At 41.6% G+C, this 17,284-nt stretch carries 17 protein-coding genes and 2 pseudogenes; 1 reads left to right on the top strand and 18 read right to left on the bottom strand.

The annotated features are described in order from the left end of the window. Window positions 1–48: 48 nt before the first annotated feature. Window positions 49–696, top strand: a pseudogene (locus WMO29_RS04570) (phage tail tape measure protein); the annotation flags it as partial. Window positions 697–1,053: 357 nt separating this feature from the next. Here WMO29_RS04570 and WMO29_RS04575 read toward each other — a convergent pair. The 18 genes and pseudogenes from WMO29_RS04575 to codB form a co-directional block, all read right to left on the bottom strand. Further along, window positions 1,054–2,178, bottom strand: a complete 1,125-nt coding sequence (locus tag WMO29_RS04575) for a Fic family protein (protein ID WP_349163954.1) — start codon at window positions 2,176–2,178, stop codon at window positions 1,054–1,056. A 20-nt stretch (window positions 2,179–2,198) separates the two neighbouring features. After that, complete coding sequence (locus WMO29_RS04580; protein ID WP_349163955.1) at window positions 2,199–3,548, bottom strand: hypothetical protein; 1,350 nt, start codon at window positions 3,546–3,548, stop codon at window positions 2,199–2,201. Between the two features lie 76 nt (window positions 3,549–3,624). Continuing rightward, window positions 3,625–3,969 carry a hypothetical protein gene (locus WMO29_RS04585; protein WP_349163956.1) on the bottom strand — a complete coding sequence of 115 codons (345 nt, stop codon included), beginning with the start codon at window positions 3,967–3,969 and terminating at the stop codon, window positions 3,625–3,627. A gap of 682 nt (window positions 3,970–4,651) precedes the next feature. Then, a pseudogene (locus tag WMO29_RS04590) lies at window positions 4,652–5,047 on the bottom strand ((deoxy)nucleoside triphosphate pyrophosphohydrolase); the annotation flags it as partial. 119 nt (window positions 5,048–5,166) lie between these two features. After that, window positions 5,167–5,367, bottom strand: a complete 201-nt coding sequence (locus WMO29_RS04595) for a hypothetical protein (RefSeq protein ID WP_349163957.1) — start codon at window positions 5,365–5,367, stop codon at window positions 5,167–5,169. Window positions 5,368–5,845: 478 nt separating this feature from the next. Beyond that, complete coding sequence (locus WMO29_RS04600) at window positions 5,846–6,379, bottom strand: LOG family protein (RefSeq protein ID WP_349163958.1); 534 nt, start codon at window positions 6,377–6,379, stop codon at window positions 5,846–5,848. After that, window positions 6,348–6,554 carry a hypothetical protein gene (locus WMO29_RS04605; protein ID WP_349163959.1) on the bottom strand — a complete coding sequence of 69 codons (207 nt, stop codon included), beginning with the start codon at window positions 6,552–6,554 and terminating at the stop codon, window positions 6,348–6,350. The genes WMO29_RS04600 and WMO29_RS04605 overlap by 32 nt, the downstream gene beginning before the upstream one ends. Next, the gene (locus WMO29_RS04610) at window positions 6,505–7,836 is read right to left on the bottom strand and encodes an McrC family protein (RefSeq protein WP_349163960.1); all 1,332 of its coding nucleotides are present in this window, start codon (window positions 7,834–7,836) and stop codon (window positions 6,505–6,507) included. Before WMO29_RS04610 ends, WMO29_RS04605 begins: the two co-directional genes overlap by 50 nt. After that, complete coding sequence (locus tag WMO29_RS04615) at window positions 7,823–9,898, bottom strand: McrB family protein (protein ID WP_349163961.1); 2,076 nt, start codon at window positions 9,896–9,898, stop codon at window positions 7,823–7,825. Before WMO29_RS04615 ends, WMO29_RS04610 begins: the two co-directional genes overlap by 14 nt. Window positions 9,899–10,016: 118 nt before the next feature. Beyond that, window positions 10,017–10,424 carry a DUF6508 domain-containing protein gene (locus tag WMO29_RS04620; protein WP_349163962.1) on the bottom strand — a complete coding sequence of 136 codons (408 nt, stop codon included), beginning with the start codon at window positions 10,422–10,424 and terminating at the stop codon, window positions 10,017–10,019. A gap of 227 nt (window positions 10,425–10,651) precedes the next feature. Then, window positions 10,652–11,083 carry a flavodoxin family protein gene (locus tag WMO29_RS04625; RefSeq protein WP_349163963.1) on the bottom strand — a complete coding sequence of 144 codons (432 nt, stop codon included), beginning with the start codon at window positions 11,081–11,083 and terminating at the stop codon, window positions 10,652–10,654. A gap of 88 nt (window positions 11,084–11,171) precedes the next feature. Further along, on the bottom strand, window positions 11,172–12,125 hold the full coding sequence (locus tag WMO29_RS04630; RefSeq protein ID WP_349163964.1) for a PDDEXK-like endonuclease domain-containing protein: 954 nt from the start codon (window positions 12,123–12,125) through the stop codon (window positions 11,172–11,174). Between the two features lie 221 nt (window positions 12,126–12,346). Then, on the bottom strand, window positions 12,347–12,586 hold the full coding sequence (locus tag WMO29_RS04635) for an AraC family transcriptional regulator (RefSeq protein WP_349163965.1): 240 nt from the start codon (window positions 12,584–12,586) through the stop codon (window positions 12,347–12,349). Window positions 12,587–12,689: 103 nt separating this feature from the next. Beyond that, entirely contained in the window at window positions 12,690–12,911 is a 222-nt protein-coding gene (locus WMO29_RS04640) for a hypothetical protein (protein WP_349163966.1), read from the bottom strand. A 328-nt stretch (window positions 12,912–13,239) separates the two neighbouring features. After that, the gene (locus tag WMO29_RS04645; RefSeq protein WP_349163967.1) at window positions 13,240–13,809 is read right to left on the bottom strand and encodes a methylated-DNA--[protein]-cysteine S-methyltransferase; all 570 of its coding nucleotides are present in this window, start codon (window positions 13,807–13,809) and stop codon (window positions 13,240–13,242) included. Between the two features lie 240 nt (window positions 13,810–14,049). Then, the gene (locus WMO29_RS04650; RefSeq protein ID WP_349163969.1) at window positions 14,050–15,417 is read right to left on the bottom strand and encodes an MATE family efflux transporter; all 1,368 of its coding nucleotides are present in this window, start codon (window positions 15,415–15,417) and stop codon (window positions 14,050–14,052) included. A 256-nt stretch (window positions 15,418–15,673) separates the two neighbouring features. Further along, a complete protein-coding gene (locus WMO29_RS04655) occupies window positions 15,674–15,895 on the bottom strand; it encodes a hypothetical protein (protein ID WP_349163970.1) in 222 nt (73 codons plus the stop codon). Window positions 15,896–15,980: 85 nt separating this feature from the next. Then, window positions 15,981–17,219, bottom strand: coding sequence for a cytosine permease (codB, locus tag WMO29_RS04660; RefSeq protein ID WP_349163971.1), 1,239 nt, complete (start codon window positions 17,217–17,219; stop codon window positions 15,981–15,983). Window positions 17,220–17,284: the final 65 nt, after the last annotated feature.

Genomic DNA, 17,284 nt, shown 5'->3' on the forward strand with positions numbered 1-17,284 from the left:
TTTGGACGGTGCTTTTTCTATACCCGTTTTGCAGAGAGGAGGTGCGCTATGGCGGGAAGTAGAATCAAGGGTATCACGGTCGAGATCGGCGGCGATACCACCAAGCTTCAGACAGCCTTAAAGGGTGTCAATTCAGAAATCAAGAATACGCAGAGTCAGCTCAAGGATGTCGAAAAGCTCTTAAAACTGGATCCAGGCAACACCGAGCTGCTTGCGCAGAAGCAGAAGCTCCTCTCCAGCGCCGTCAGTGAAACAAAGGAAAAGCTCGCCACTCTCAAGACTGCTGCAGAGCAGGCAAATCAGGCACTTGCGAATGGTGACATCTCAAAGGAACAGTATGATGCCCTTCAGTGGGAGATTATCGAAACGGAAGAAGATCTCAAAAAGCTGGAGGCACAGGCAAATCAGTCTGCTACTGCTGTGCAGAAGATTGCTACTGCTGGTGAAAACCTGAAGTCCGCAGGCGATAAGGTTTCCTCCATCGGTGAAAAGCTCCTTCCCGCCTCTGCTGCAGTTACAGCTCTTGGCGTTGCTGCTGTAAAAACAGCATCCGAGTCTGCGGATGCCATGAACTACATGACCATGGCCGGATGGAAAACCTCCGATATGCTGGATGGTATCGAAGGTATCATGACGATTGCAGGTGCCGTGAATACGGTCACGGGAGCCATCAAGGGCATCGGTGCAGCGACATCCGGAATTAGCGCTGTGCTGAAGGTATTCTCCGGCATTGGTCTTGTGATCGGTGGTGCTATCACCGCTGTGAAAAACTTCATCAATATGTTCCAGAACGGATTCTCCGTAGTAAAGGATATCCTGATGGACGTTGGCATTGCCCTTTGACATGTTGCTAACATCCGCAATCATAAGGTTAAGACATGGCGTACAGACCGTTTGACTTTGTAAACGTGTGGCGGGTATGCCGATATTTTGTAACACTTTTATAATGCAAAATCATTATAAATACTGCTACCGAATTTGGTAATATATCGGTCCGCAGATTTGTTTTGGGCAGTTTTGCGAATGGCATTAACACCCTTTCAACGTCCCCTTTTATTGAAACCGATATTTTCCTTTTCCATGTCCAGTTACCGGCACAATCACTTCACTATCAACCAACAGTTTTATTAACTTGGAAGCGCCTGATGGCTTTAATCCGGTAATATCTTCTACAATCGTTCTTCCAAAGTAATCTTCTTTTCCATGTTTTGAGAATATTTCTACTGTATGATTTATTGTTTTTTCTGAAATCGTATCTGAGAAAGAAAGTAATTTATTTCGAATGTCCACTTTTGTGTTTTCAATGTCCACTTCTTCACTCTCAATATCCACTTTTGTGTTTTCAATGTCCACTTCTTCAAACACTCCACTAATATGCATCGAACGATTATGAAGTTCATTCTTCTCATCCAACAACAAATTTCTTAAAAACATTTCCAAGTACTCAGTTGTCTCATGAACACCATTTTTTAAATCGTTATAATTAGCTCTAACAAGCGCATTCCTAAAATACCATGCGTTCTCCGCAAAAATATCATTGGTTACGTCAAATCCTAGCGTTCTAAGATACTTAATAAAAAATACTGCTGTAGTTCGTGTGTTTCCCTCTCCGAATACATGTATCTGCCATAATCTTGATACAAAGATTGCCAAGTGATGAATAATATCTTCCATACTCAGGTTTTTATAGCTAAACTTCTTTTCCTCTGCAAAATCATAGTCCAGGGTTGTGCGAAGTTCTGACGCACTTCCATAAAGAACCGTTGCTCCATTCAACACCCATTCTTTTTTTGTAATATTATAATCTCTCAGTTTTCCGGCATGTCCATAAATCCCGGCAAACAACTTTTTATGAATAGAGATATACTCATTCGGAGTAAAACTAAATGCTTTCTCCGACAAAATTTTTGCAATTCTAACGGCAACTTTGTCGGCCTCTTCCGTACGGTCTTCTGTATCTTCTTTTGGATTTTCTTCATAATACGTATTGAGAAGCTCCTGCGCTTCATCAATTGAAATATCACCTTCAATATTCTTTATTGCAGTATCAATCAAATACTTCGATGGCTTTAATCCATCCACTGCTTGAAGTCCGATAGCTGTATGCCAGGCGTAACCTTTGTCTCTTTTATTCGGTTCTGATTGCTTTATATATTCTTTAAAAGGATCTTTATCCATCAAATTGCCTCCATTCATTTTTACCAATACCAGCTCTTTCTGATACTGTCTTGCAAAGATTTTTCCTTTTCTTCAGCACTTTTTTCATGCTGACGTTTTCCCAGATATTCATCCTCAGTCGCTATAGACGGATCATACCAGTCAGCTTTCTTCAGAGCCCATTCAATCCATTCTGGAGTAATATCTTCATTTCCACTATCTATCATAGCCTGAATATATTCTCTTATTTCCTTTGCAATTCTATAGTCTTCAGCTTTGTTTACAAGTTCTTTTACAAGACGAATTTCTTGTTCCTTTCTTTGTCTATTTTCTTCTCTGCGTCTCGCTTCTTCAACTCTCTTACGTTCTGCCTCTTCACGTGCTTCTCGTACAATTCTATTCTCTTCTGCCTTCTCATACAGGGTAACCAAAATATCACCCATTCTATCTTCTAATTTTTCAGAATCGTTATCTCTAATGTAGCTTCGCTCCCCAAACACAATACGAAGTTTACCATTATATACCTTGTCATACTTTCTAATTTGCGGTTTTGAAGCCCATCTATGATTTTTGATATCATCATTATATTTTACGAGCGCCTGTGCCTCTTGCTTAGTCATTTCATGCTTCACTTGGTCTTGACTCTCAACCATACGAAATCTAACAATATCACCTCTAATTTTCACAGACAAATCACTATTAATGCTTCCACCTAAAGATTCAATTGATTTGAATACGGTATCTAATATTGCAATTGCACGAGTCATACACTCATCAGACATTTCCTTAAAGAATTCAGGCTCGTTTTCTGGTTTGTTATGTCTTGGATTATAGTATGGTCTACTCTGTGCTTCTTTCAGCTTTGACTTATAATCTGCAATATCCTTCTTGTATTGGACCAACATTTTATGCAATCGTGTACTTTGACTTATCTGCAGATTGCACGCATACTCTAATACTTTATTTCTTTCCGTCTCATCCAAATAATCAAGAATTCCATCCGACCACTTAGGTATGTTCTCCGTTTTTTTCTGCAGTAAATCTTCCTCGGCTGTTACGTCCAATTCTTCTGTTATGTCAGTATGCACTTTCTCTACTACTTCTGCCTTAGCTTTCCGAACACGCTTAATAACCGCGTCTTTCGTTATCAATGAAATTTCTGTATCTTCCAATCCAGAAAATTCGGCAATCTCATTCGATACATCTTTTCCCATATTCTTCTTAGTCCAATAACCAGAAGAAGGAAAAGGTATATTTTCTACTTTACAAGTTGCTATCAGTTTACCATAATTCAAGTTATATTTTCTGGCTACACCTGCAACTGAAAGAGCCCATATTTCATCATAGAGCTGCTTACGAGTCAATTTAACTATTCCTTTTTCGTTCTCCACCCCGGCAGCTCCTTTCCTGCATATTTTTTGTCAACATCTTTGTATTTTCCAAGCGAAAACGCATATTCATAAAGCTCTAATTCTGCTGATTCTCGTTTTCGCTTAATAGAAAAACCAAATCTTTTTTCATTTCTTCAAACTGTTCTATTATAGTATTTAGACTCTTTTCTATATTTTGAACTTGTACTTCTGATGTTTTCCCATACTTATATGCAATTAATCTCTCACCAATTATGTGATAGGACCAACTCTCAGAATATGTTCTATCTCTTTCTTCATTGTGAATTGCAAAACCAATCGGTAAAAGATCATTTCTCATGCCGATACTAACCGCCATAGGGGATATGCCTAGGTAATCTGCCGCTATCTTACATGTTATTTTACTCATATTTCTAATATCTTCATCTGTGTATTTAGGCATAATTTACCTCCATTTTCCAAAATATATTTTCACGACTCCAGAACATCTGGCGGTATCATTCTATTTTTTCAGTTCTCCATTTAATGACATTAATTGCGTGCTCAATATAGTTTTCATATTCGTCTTTGTCCATATTAATCAAACTTTTTACAGACATGTTCTTGTATATTCCAGCAATTATTGCATCATCTCCGCACATATATGAATTTGAGTATTTGTTATAAAATGCCAATGCGTGATCCCTGATTTTCTCATTATTAAAATAAATATCCGGACAATCGTAGCAACAAAATTGTCCTCTGTGAACATTTCCCCCCGGCCAAACTGGTATTACATTTCCAACAGTTTCATAAACATCAATAAATTGTTGCAATCCCTGATAATTATTGAGTTCTCTACACTTATCAACACAACTCAAAATAAAATATTCGCTATATGCCAATTCTCTTGGGGAATTTCTATTTTGTGGCCTAATTGTATGTCCGCATACCTCAACCAACTCTGGATACTTTGCTTTAATTCCTAACAAATACATACTTTTAAACGAGTATAGGACATCTGTATAACACCATTCTATTTCCTGACCTCCTACACCTACGATTATTTCGCCCCAAAGCTTCTTTGTCTTTTCCTCATTCAGTTTTTCAACACTCACTTTTCTGGTAAGCATTTCTTGAACACGCATATTATTCTTAATACATGAAATCAATGCAACGTCCGCCGGCAACCATTTTACACTATTCAATTTATCTATCGTAAGCCATTTTGCATCCTCAGCCTCTTTTAACACAATTTGGCCGCATATAATTTCTGCCCAAAAGCAATCCATCGAAAGGTGAAATGCGGGATAATCATATTCAATAGTATCAATCAATTCACCAACGTTAATGTTTACTTCCAATTCTTCTTTTATTTCTCTCACAAGAGCCTGCTGAGGTGTTTCACCTTTTTCAATCTTTCCTCCTGGAAATTCCCACTGGCCCTTGAACTCTCCATATCCTCTTGCTGTAGCCAAAATCTGTTTCTTATCTTTGATAGAATCACAGATAACTGCAGCTACTACTTTTATCGTCTTCATATCGCGTCAAATAAATTCCAGCATTTTCTTTTCCATGCAGAATTCATACCCCATCTTTTTTAATCCAACTTTATCAAATTCAACAGCAATAGATGTTCCTTCAATAGCTGTAATCGTTCCTACACCAAATGCCTTATGCTTTCAGTACAACGGATAGACTTCACTATTAAATTATCCACTTCCTGATCACATACAGACAAAACATTCAGCGTATGGAATCCGATGCCATCATGATATTCATTATCAAAAGCAGATACCTGTTTTAGCAGATAATCTGCAAATTTATCTTGTATATAAGTTTTGAAATCTGTATATGCCATATAAACAATCCTTCCTGTATTTATTTTGATTTATCGCTCTGCTTACGAAGTTTCAAAAATTCTTGCTGTACATTTTCTGGGGTATAACAATAGGAATTTATGACTTTAACTTTTTCCTAATAATCAGCTTTATGATAATACATACGACCACCAAAACTGCCACCAAGGCACCATCCAACAGCAACTCTGTGTACCATGGTGCAGACTGCATGGCATATAAATTTGGATAGGTTTTGAAGTGCCAGAACTTATAAATTCCGAACCCAATGAAAACTCCTATGAATGAACCAATAACGATGTTTAAAAAACAATTCAACTTTCTCAGCATAGTAGTGCACTCCTTTCCAAATTCCGATTTCCTTGTATTTCAAATATTTTACATCTCCTTTTGTCTGTTTCATCCATTTTACACAAAAGGATAGTCTGCCTTTGTTAGTTTCTCATGTTTCCCCTGTAAAATAAAAGTTAAGTTTTCTTCTTAAGCACCCAGGATCTCCAGAATCTCTGACAGATTCCCCGCAAAACAAATGCCCTGCTGCCGTTCCCCGGAAGAAAGCCCCTTCGCAATCATATGTTCAAGCAGTGCCTTCAGGCTGTCATAGTACCCGTTCAGGTTGTAGAGAATACAGGGCGCGTCAAGCTGCTTTAAGGATACCTTCGACATGACCTCCGCGATTTCCTCCAGCGTTCCGGTGCCGCCCGGAAAGGCGAGAAAGGCATCCCCAAGCTCTATCATTTTCGCCTTCCGTTCCGCCATGGTGGGCGTCACATGAAGCTCCGTCAGGCCTTCATGCTGCACGTCCTCGTCTACAAAGCACCGGGCTTCAATTCCGATTACCCTTCCGCCTGCTGCAAGCGTACTGTCTGCCAGATCGCCCATCAGGCCGGTTCTGGAACCGCCATATACCAGCGTATTGCCGCTTTCCCCAATCCAGCTTCCCAGCTCCTGTACCGCTGTCTTCAAAGCCGGATCATTTCCTTCATTTGCCCCCAGATATACGGTAATGTTCATAGTCTTTTGTCTCCTGTCTTTCCTTATTCTCTTTCTGCCGATACTGCTTCGGCATCATTCCCGTCAGCTCCCGGAATCTAAAAACATTTCCCATGAGTTCAAGCTCATAACCTTCTTCCTTTGCCTCAAAGCTTCCGGCCATTTCCGTAAATTCCATCAAGGAATTTGATTTCATTACATCGCATCTGCTCTGTGAAAGCACTATATCCATCTATTCCGGTCGGAATCTGAAATCCGTGCTTGATGATACAAATATCCTCTCGTGCCTCTACATTCTTCTCATAAGTCGAACCACGGTTGAGCCACATAACAGCATCTTCTTCCTCTCCCATTTCAGGATAAAAATAAAATCCCTTCTTGGCATCAAATCGGAACATATACGCCAATACTTGCAGATAATCCTTGTTTCCAATATTATCAATCGGTTTGTACTTCGCATCTGCAATCACTCGTGCCTCTGAGTTTCTGCTGATGAAGTCTGGGTAGATAAGTCCGCGATTATGGTCAAACAAACGCTGAGAACCTTTTGTAGCTTTGTTCATCGGATGATAGAAAATCTCGCCCACAATCGAATTCATATACTCTTCCCAGAGCCATGCGCCATCAAAGAGCAATCCATATACCTTCTTGCTTCCCATTCCAATCTGATGTTTCTGATGCTGTAAGATAAGTAGACACAAGTTCTGCAGTTCACGATATTCTCGGTAATATGCGTGTCTAATGGTATTGGTCTTATTTGCATCGATAATCTTCTGTCGATTACACATCTCGTAGTTAGGAGTGGCCGCTACAACATCCTTGACCTCATCCTTAGCCTGTGCAAGCAGTTTATGTCCGTATGGCTTATGTTTGATAAACTCCACCGTATGACGGATTAATTCCATCAAATCATTATCAAAGGAATACTCCCTCCGCGAATATGCTACATTACCAACAAACGGTGTATTCTTAACAATGTGTCTCGCTATATCTATCGTTCCCTTAACATTGCTGTCATTGTATGTTTTTCTCACATAAGTCTTAAAGACACCCTTACGTATGGCACTCTTTAAGTAATGTGGGAAAATAAAAACAAGCAGATTGAAAACACGATCATCATTGTTCGCATCTGTTTCCAAATCCACAATATTCGGGACATCAAATACTCTCTCAAGCAAATATTGAAACAGGAAGTCCTGCCCGTTATCACTAAATCTTGATTCAACTATGAGTTTCTCATCTCCAAGTCCCATGAAGCCCATGACGTTGCTTGACAAATAATAATTGTTTACACTCTGTAAAATCATCTGGTCTTTTGTGATATCATCTGCATCTCTAAGAATTTCCGGGAATACAAATATCCCTTCATTCTCCAACTGCTCCAAAGTTTTATCTGCAATTTTGCTTGTCAGAAGTGATATACCAGACAATGACTTCTTAGGTGTTCTCGAATTATCTTTTATTTTAATTCGACTCATCTACATTAACTCCATCCGACTTTCCTTGGTTATATGCTTTCTTAAATCGCTCCATAATACTTTCTTCATCATACATACCATTTATGTATTCCTGTAACAACGGATGTAGGTAATCTGACCATAACTGGTCAAAGTCAATATTCTTCAGCTTTAAGAAATAGGAGGCACCAATCTGATAGTTTTCATTCAGACCTTCTGTTGCTGCAATTTCCACATTCAAAGCTGACATTCGGGCAATTGCCTCAGCCTCTTTCTCTTCGTTGTTCAAGTTAGCAAGCATCTCAAGGCGCTCATCTGCACGAAGCTCCACAAAACGGAATCTTCGTCTCATAGCGAAATCAAAGCTGTCTACAGATCTGTCAATATCATTCATCGTACCAATGATATAAACATTGTCTGGGATATAGAATTTTTCATTGCTATCAGCATGAAGATTTGCATACTGGGTGGAAACCTCTCCTGCCACACCCCTGTATCCTGGATCAACAGCAAAGAACAACTCTCCGAAAATCTTAGATATCTCACCACGATTTATCTCATCAATGATGAATACATATTTCTTCAACTCTTCCTCTCTTATAATCTTTGCAGCCTTTTTCTTTTTCTGAATCTCGTTAAAAATAACAAGATTATAGGAATATCTCTGCTGTATAAAATTGACATTAAAAAATTCCGTAATATCTTTTAATTTGTTAAATTCTCTTCCGGACTCTAACATCTGTCTAATTTCAGAAATATTCAATCGGATACTGTTGATGGATGCATTTGGTGGTATTGAAAGATAAATATGCTCATCATCGACATCTGTGATTGTAAATTCTGTACCCTTTTTGGTCTTGAATGTGTTATTTCCTATGTCCACATCATCAAAGAACTCTTTCATTGCTTCTTGAACAGATAATTCATTTGCAATGACCTCTGTGGACTTTTTAGAATTCTCATAGTTTCTTCTAGCCTTATCCACAAATTTCTTAAAAACGCCATCTTGCAATTCAAAACCCATAGAACCATCTTCATTCGTCTTTGGCCGGAGTCCTTCTACGAAATCCGAATAGTCATAACTTGGGTGAAATTGGACAAACTCTACCTGTTGCTTTTGCTCATCTGTGAGCATCGTATAATCATCAAAATAGCCATTGCTAATAATGTCAGTGGCAATTTCTTTTGCAAGATAAGTCTTTCCAGTTCCTGGAGCGCCTCGGAATATAATGTTCTTAGATTCCACAAGCATAGTAGAATATGGATTCAGATAGCCATTAAATTCTGCTGGTTTTACTTCCTCTACAACTGCTGCCTCTTCCTCTGCATTTTCCTTCTCGTCCTTCTCACGATAAATCAATTTGAAGGAATCTCCCGGATTACCGAAACGTGTCAAACACTCCTGAACAAATCTAAGAGTTGTAAAGATATTCCATGAATAAATTACAAACTGTCTGCCATCATCATAATCATACGACATTGTATTGAACGGATTTATATTGTGTGCTTTTGCTTCGTCCTTGCTGTAATAAATTCCACGAATCATTTCCTTATCTGGAGCGTATTGACAAATTGGAAACTGTTCTTTTTCTTCTACTGGCAAGGCTGCAATCTGTTTTTCATAAATTTGAAACGCAATACGTGGTAAAGTTTGGTTTGTATTCCGTCTCTCACCTTTCCCATAATTTCTTTTGATAACAGTTCCATCGACAGCAACAAATGATGCATCCAAAGGCTTGAACACATCTCCTGCACTAATATTATCCATAGTGAATGAATCATCAGTAGAAGTAACAGAATCTGATGTTATAGTAATCTCGTATTTTGTCTGCTTAATCTGAATCTCATATCCTTTTGCAGTAAGATAGTTTTTTGCTTCGACAGCATTATATCCAGATACATCTATCTCTGCACCATTCTGCAGATGATTTGCTACTGCGATGACATACTTTGGTGGATAGGTATTACCGTTTTCCCATACAAGCTCATACTTGGTACTCGTATTGTGCCAAGGAACTCCATTCTCATCAATATATTTAATAGCCTCTGCTATAAATTGTCCGTCAACTTTTGGGACTGCCATGATAAGCACCTCCATTTATGAATATACAAAGTTTATTATATCACTAAACGGGTGTTTTGGCACCCACAATCGTTAAGCGGCGCTAACACAAAAAGGCACCCAGACATCAGTGCCTTTTTTACAAATCTAACTCTTTTAATCTAACCAACCATCTCTGAATTGCCCCGCTTTTCATAAAATCGAGCAATGCTCCTTCGCAAAATCTATTTGCTCTGATTGCACCAATCAAGAGTGCCAATACAGTCCTAGCATCAAGATCAGACACAATGGCACCTTCCATCGAATTTGTCCCCCATTCGATACCTGCTTTCTCCAGTATCTCTCTATAATTCTTCATATCGTATTCTGGATGTTCGTCCACAAATTTATACACAGCATTCTCAAATGCAATTGCTTCTCTACCATAATTTACATATGGCATCTGAATCGGATGTTCTGGGCTACCATCATTTTCTTTATCAATTACCCAGTTGCCGTATTCCTCACTATCCAGTCTTTCAATAAAACCTGTCAGTTCCTGAAACATAGTCATTCCTCCACATCAAATATCTTTCCAAAGAACCCCATTACCAAATTATCAATCGTACCTCCGCCAAGGTAAAGTTCCTTGAATTTACTGTATCTCTCGAAATTGCGATTCGGCTGGCACATTATCTGAAAATACCAGTCGAAGAGATTTTTCAAATTGAAGACTGAACCGCAAATAAAAGAAAGCCGAGGACTATTTCCCGGTTTTCTTTTTCGCTTAACTATTTATAGTCCTCTTACAAACTCAACTGCATTTTTTATATCTTCTTCATCCGGATGCCCTTTGGCAATACCTCCCAACAGTTTAAATGGACCAAATGTGTCATAACCCTTGCACCCAAATTTTCCTATCACTTTCGAACGCTTCTTGTCCAAAATCTGCCCTATGGATTTATAATTCTCACTTCCACCATAAGTACAGATCAGAAATATCTTTTTGTCGTCCGGTAGATTTTTCTCTGCAAATTCCAATATCGATTGATGAAATTTTGAAAAATAGATTCCTGATGCAAACCCAATCATATCATAACTGTTCAGATCTGCATCTGGCTGTTTTACAGCATCAATCAAATCGACCTGGCACTCTTCTGCTATGCTTTTTACTAATTTTTCTGTATTTCCATGATGTACAGATGCATATACGATTGCTTTTCTCATTTGTTTTCCTTTCTGCAGAACTCCGCAAAAGCCCTCGTTAGGGACATTCTAAGTTCCAGACGCAGCAAAACACTATCGTCCAAACCATTTATTCCAATGAAATTCGATCGCCATCAATTACAACCGATTTGTCTCGCACCAGCACATTCAGTGCAGCATCCATCGCCTCATTGATGGCTTTGCCAACACGCGCCACACCACACTGCGTAGCTAAAGAACGGTACAACCCGTTTCTATCGGCAGTTACGTTTTGTTTCAGAATCTCAAACATTCCAGCAGCTAATTCCTCTGGCGCAATTTGTTTGATGTCACGCTCAATATCGCCCGGACCTCTGAACCGAATCTCTTTTCCGTTATCCAGATACAAGAATCCATTTCTGCAGATAATACCGTAACGCTGGCAGCCATACATCTGCTGCTCATAGGCTCTCTGCACGACGCTCGTGACCTTTTCACGGTCGAAATACCACACGATACGTTTTAGAAACAAATCTTCCGATAAAGGTGCCTCCACTTCCAAAATTTCCTTAACGATTGCCTTGAAATCACTGTGATGATGACGTCGGCAAACCTCAAAAAAATCCACCGCCTTATACGCAGGAAACTCAAAATGCTTTTCGACTGCAACCTCTTCAAATGTTTCTGTTGGCTGACTATCTACTGGCTTTACTTCTGCTTTTGTTGGATTTTTGACCGCATCCGCAGCTGCCTCTGAAAGCCGAAGCTGTTCAACCGATTTGTTTCTGAACCAGTCCGTAGACCAGATGCGATAGAATTTCCAACCCATGCGCTCCAGAATTTCCTGCCGCAGACGGTCACGGTCTCGTGCGTTTTTAGAGGAGTGATACGTTGCGCCATCACACTCAATCGCAAGTACATAATCGGAGCTGTTCGGTAACTTCAAACCGAGATCAATACGGAATCCAGAGCAACCGACTTGCGTATCTACTGCAAAACCTTTGGATCTCAGATAGTCACACACCTCAAGTTCAAAATCAGAATCGAATTGCTCAAACGGGCTGACAGAAATTGTCCGTTTCAACGCAACGCTACCGTTCTCGGCATAATCGAGGTATTCACGAAATTTCCTCAATATCGTTTGGAGAAAGCAAAAAGCTACTAGATGCAGAACAAATCAAGGTGAATTTGAGGCCACTGATGAAAATACTATGGGACCATATAGATTTTTATTTTACTATTCAAGATTTCTGCATAAAAATTTCGCTAATCGCTGTGTCATTTTGCTACTCGTTTCTTTTCCTTTTACCGTTCTCTTCTGTTTTCTTTCCGATAAGCCCCCGGCGTCATTTTGCAGGCTTCCCGAAAAACCTTTCCGTAATAAGCTGCGCTGGAGAAGCCGGTCGCCATGGCAATCTCCTCCAGGCTCAGCTTTTTCGGATAATGATGGTGTATAAAGGCCAGCATCTGCACCAGACGCTCCTGACGAATGGTCTGAACCGGCCTTTCTCCATAATTGAAAAGCGCAATCTCCTTTCCCAACAAAAGCCAGATTTCCGAAAACAGATTTCTGGTCTGAAATTCTGTATCCGACTCATTCTGGAGCCTGGCAGCCGCCCGCAGCTTTGCTAATATTTTCTGCTGATTCTCATTCGTCCCCCGTAATTCCAGAATATCCAGCTTTTTTATTCTGCAGCACCGGTTCCAGATATTTTGTTTCGAAAATGCTCTTAAAATGCCCGGCCAGGAATGTGCTGTTCAGCAGATGGGAATCGATCTGACAATGTTCCTGATTTTCCATACTGCAAAGAACATTGGTATTGATGAAAAATCCCTCTCCCTTTTCAAAGTTCCGCCTGATGAAGCACATAGGGATATTCCACCGTCAGGCCTTCGATTTCTTCTGCCTGGTTCTTGTTGATTTTTATTTCCATTCTTGTCTCCCATTTTATACTTTATTTCATTTCTGGCGTTGTTTTGATAGTTATTGTCCTTATATCTATTTGTTTTAGATATATTTGTTTTTATAATTATAGTATCAAGCGACCGGATTGTAAAGAAAAAGGAGGATTCCTATGGAAGCTATCATTATTACCGTCATCTTCGCCGCTGTTATTCTGCTCTGTGTTCTTGAGGAAGGCATGAAAAACGGAAACATCTAAACCCCAAAATAAGGGAGGCTGCCGCAGCCTCCCTGATCAGATTTCCTGTAACTTATTTTTGATGTTTTTACTATAGCAGGAGAAAGACCTTTTCGGGATAAAGAAGCCACTCATATCCGTATGCTCCAGTTCCAGCAACGCTATTTTTTTGTCCATTCCGCCCGCATATCCTGTCAGACTGCCATCCGTACCTACCACGCGATGGCAGGGAATAATAATGGATACCCCGTTGTGCCCCACTGCTCCGCCGACTGCCTGAGCAGACATATGGGGAACCTTTTGTATGTCCGCCATCCTGCGGGCGATCTCACCGTAGGTCATGGTCTGCCCATAAGGAATCTGTAATAATATCTGCCATACCGCCTGCCGGAATGCGGAACCGACGGGATGAAGCGGCGGTGTAAAGTCCGGTTCTTTCCCGGAAAAATAAATATCCAGCCATTGTTTCGCTTCTGCCAGGACAGATGTTTCCCGGGAAATATGTTCTCCCGGAAGCGTATTGGCGAAATATTTCTGTCCTTCAAACCACAGACCGATCAGGCCGATTTCATCCGCGGCCAGTAATATATCACCCAGCGGTGATTTGTATGTATCTGTATATACCATAGCTATACCTCAAAAAATGTAGATGAAGCCTCTAAATCCGTCCAGCTTTCGTTGGTGCCACTTCAAACAATACTATAATATTTGCCTTTTTTCAAGCCTCCGCTTTGGGTTTTCTGTTGTCTCTTTCCGTTCGCTGTATTATGATTATATCGCGATTTACGATATTTATTTCACAGATTAAATTCATGTACTATCACAAAATCGCCAAACCCAGGCGGAGATGCTTAAGAAAACAAACCACTACCTCAGCCGTTCCACTTTTTTCTTCTGAATTTTCTTCAGGAATCCATATCCTGCCAGGCACGCAAGTACCTCTGTGATGGGAAAAGCCCACCAGAGCAGTGTCACGCCCGCCTGTCCGTTCCGGACAAAAACCGAAAAGATTCCAGCCAGCGGCAAAATCAAAAGCAGCTGCCGAAGCAGAGAAATCACAAGGGACTCGATTCCGCTCTCCAGAGCCTGATAAATCCCCTGATAAGCCACATTGATACCTGCGAAAATAAAACTGACAGAAATCACTCGCATAGCCCCAATAAAAGCTTCTCGTGACTGCCCTGCATTAAACAGGGTCGCAAAGGCTCCCGGGAAACCTTCCGTAATCAGGGTTCCGAAGATCATCAATGCCGCTGTATAGATCAGACCATACCGGATTCCGTCCCGGATTCTCTTTTTCTCTCCCATACCATAGGCGAACGCCACGATCGGCGTAATCGCGTCTCTGAGTCCGAAGGCCAGAAACAGTACAAACTGCTGCACCTTATAGAACAGCCCGTACGCCGTCTGGGCCGACGGACTGAATTTAAGAATCAGGTTCATGACATAGACCATCAGGGACATGAGCGCCTGGGCAATGATAGCCGGAAGTCCGATGGCGTAGATTTCCTTTATGATTCTGCCCTCCGGCTTCAGATACTTCATTCCATGGGCAAATTCCCGATTTAACTTCAGATGAAATACCAATAACAGTACTGCCGATGCCATCTGCCCGATGACTGTGGCGTAAGCTGCTCCCCGCACGCCCATTTCCGGAACCGGGCCAAGTCCGTAAATCATGATCGGGTCCAGAATGATATTGATCACGGCTCCCGTGATCTGACCGATGGTCGAATACAGGGAGCGTCCCGTGGCCTGCAGCAGCTTTTCCAGTATGGAGAAGAAAATAATTCCCATGGAAAGAATACAGCAGATTCGCAGATAGTCAGTTCCCATGGCAATGACTTCCGGCTCGACAGTCTGCGAAGAAATATAGGTTTTTACACCACAGATTCCAAACAGCAGACATACCACGTAAATCACCACACCCAAAAACAGGCTGTTTCCGGCTATCTTCGCAGCCTTTTTCTGATTTCCCTGTCCCAGCGTCATGGCCAGAAGCGCATTGGTTCCCACGCCCGTTCCGACACCCACGGCCACCATCAGCATCTGAACCGGGAATACCAGTGTCAGTGCATTTAACGCTGCTTCGCTTCCCACGCTCATATTTCCCACAAAGGCACTGTCAACAATATTGTAGACGGCCTGCAATGCCATAGACAGGATCATAGGCACGCCCATCTGCAGCATCAGCTTCTTTACCGGCATTTCTTTCATTCTGTTATTTTCTTCCATTTAAAATAAATCCTCCTTTTTGCATAAAAAAAGTGCGCGCCTATCTCATAAGCCGGACTTACGCTAATAAGCTACACACTTTTTTCATGACATTATCTGATTTTAAAATACAAAAACGAGCAGCAGAAAACTGGATTTACGCAGGTCTGCTACTCGTTCGATTAATTATTATATTTGTTATTTTACTAAAAGTCAAACAAAAAATCTTGCTTTTTTCTTTTACAGCTTATGCTCCTGATCTTTCAGGCATTGCTTTTTACTCACTGAAGGTATAACGAATCAGATACCCCTTGGAATCTCCGGTAATGATCGTCACATCTCCGTTCGGATTCTCGATGGTCTCCAGAATCGGGTATTTGCCATGCTCCCGCACATAGCTTTCCGGGCTCTCGGCCTCTGCCTCGATAAATTCTTTCTTGGCATGGGAAGCTCCGCCGCATGGATTCATGGTTTCCACTAAAATTTCATACTCTTTCATGATGCCGGTCTCCTTTTCAAAGATTGATGTCTTTATTATAGCCAATCTTTCGCCGGAAATCAAAAGACATTTTCACTAAATTTTCTTATTTACTAACCTTCTGTCCAATCACATACAGCAGCGCTGCCACCGCCATACCATTGATGGACGCAATACCCCAGGGCAGCACATTTGCCACAACGGCGCCTGCGATGACACCGATCACCGCGAACCAGTTCACAGCAGCCAGCGGCGCGTGCTCGTCCTCGTAGTCTTTCTTGTTCATAAAATAAGACAGCACCAGAATGATACCCACCGGCGGCAGAGTGCAGTTCAGAATGTTCAGCCAGCCGCAGAAGTTGTAGTACAGCCATACGGAAAGCAGCGTTCCGATGATACCGGCCACCAGAACCATGGGCTTTTTCTTCTGATGGAAGATATTTGCCAGACCCAGTCCGGAGGTGTACAGAGCGTTATCGTTGGTGGTCCAGATGTTCAGGCCCAGCACCAGAATTGCCAGGTAAAACAGATTCAGACGCAACATGACCTCGAAGATATCATTTCCGCCTACGAAAATATAGGCGATGGCGCCGAAGAAGAACATCAGGGAGTTGCCGATAAAGAAAGCCACAACCGTCGCGATGGTTCCGGTCTTGGCATCCTTGGCGAACCGGGTAAAATTCGGCGTGGCCGTTCCGCCCGATACGAAGGAGCCGACTACCAGGCCTGCGCCGCCGACTACACTTAAGGTACCGCTGGATACGGCAAACTGATCCACGATAGTTCCCTCGCCCTGTGCCACCGCCATCACCATAGCGATGGTTCCGAGAACTGCTACCGCCGGAACGGCAATATAACTGATGATGGTCAGAGATTCGATTCCGAAATAAGCGGACGCGGTCATACAACCACCGGCCAGAATAATCAGCGCCCACATGGCTATCTTACTGTCACCTAAGAACTGATTGGCCACCGGAATGGCAAACATGGCCACACCTACGCCAAACCAGCCGATCTGGGTAAAACTGATCATAGCGGAGGACAGATAGGATCCCTTTTCACCGAAGGCCTTTCTCGCCAGCAAATCCATGCTGAGACCGGTCTTGGCGCCCACATAGCCCAGAAGTCCTGTATACAATCCCAGAATGCAGCCGCCCAGAATCAAGGAGCCCAGGAACTCCCAGAAATTCTCGCCTGCTGCCAGCTGCTGACCTACCCACATGCTTGCGGAAAAGAAGGTAAAGCCCAGCATAATCATGAACATGGTCACGAAGCCCTTGCGGCCCTCTTCGGGGACTGCCTGCTCCGCGTAGTCTACGTCTTTTTTCTCTTTCACTTTACTCATTTTTTCATCTCCTGTTTTTTATTGTTAGAAATTTCAAGGGCACAAGCCTTATCCTGCAAGCAGAA

It is taken from the genome of Laedolimicola intestinihominis (assembly GCF_040096155.1).
GTDB lineage: Bacteria > Bacillota > Clostridia > Lachnospirales > Lachnospiraceae > Laedolimicola > Laedolimicola intestinihominis.

Coding starts and splice junctions, on each gene's coding strand:
- WMO29_RS04575 (WP_349163954.1), bottom strand. CDS start 2,178: ATGGATAAAGATCCTTTTAAAGAATATATAAAGCAATCAGAACCGAAT.
- WMO29_RS04585 (WP_349163956.1), bottom strand. CDS start 3,969: ATGCCTAAATACACAGATGAAGATATTAGAAATATGAGTAAAATAACA.
- WMO29_RS04595 (WP_349163957.1), bottom strand. CDS start 5,367: ATGGCATATACAGATTTCAAAACTTATATACAAGATAAATTTGCAGAT.
- WMO29_RS04600 (WP_349163958.1), bottom strand. CDS start 6,379: ATGAACATTACCGTATATCTGGGGGCAAATGAAGGAAATGATCCGGCT.
- WMO29_RS04605 (WP_349163959.1), bottom strand. CDS start 6,554: ATGAAATCAAATTCCTTGATGGAATTTACGGAAATGGCCGGAAGCTTT.
- WMO29_RS04610 (WP_349163960.1), bottom strand. CDS start 7,836: ATGAGTCGAATTAAAATAAAAGATAATTCGAGAACACCTAAGAAGTCA.
- WMO29_RS04615 (WP_349163961.1), bottom strand. CDS start 9,898: ATGGCAGTCCCAAAAGTTGACGGACAATTTATAGCAGAGGCTATTAAA.
- WMO29_RS04620 (WP_349163962.1), bottom strand. CDS start 10,424: ATGTTTCAGGAACTGACAGGTTTTATTGAAAGACTGGATAGTGAGGAA.
- WMO29_RS04625 (WP_349163963.1), bottom strand. CDS start 11,083: ATGAGAAAAGCAATCGTATATGCATCTGTACATCATGGAAATACAGAA.
- WMO29_RS04640 (WP_349163966.1), bottom strand. CDS start 12,911: ATGTGCTTCATCAGGCGGAACTTTGAAAAGGGAGAGGGATTTTTCATC.
- WMO29_RS04645 (WP_349163967.1), bottom strand. CDS start 13,809: ATGGTATATACAGATACATACAAATCACCGCTGGGTGATATATTACTG.
- WMO29_RS04650 (WP_349163969.1), bottom strand. CDS start 15,417: ATGGAAGAAAATAACAGAATGAAAGAAATGCCGGTAAAGAAGCTGATG.
- WMO29_RS04655 (WP_349163970.1), bottom strand. CDS start 15,895: ATGAAAGAGTATGAAATTTTAGTGGAAACCATGAATCCATGCGGCGGA.
- codB (WP_349163971.1), bottom strand. CDS start 17,219: ATGAGTAAAGTGAAAGAGAAAAAAGACGTAGACTACGCGGAGCAGGCA.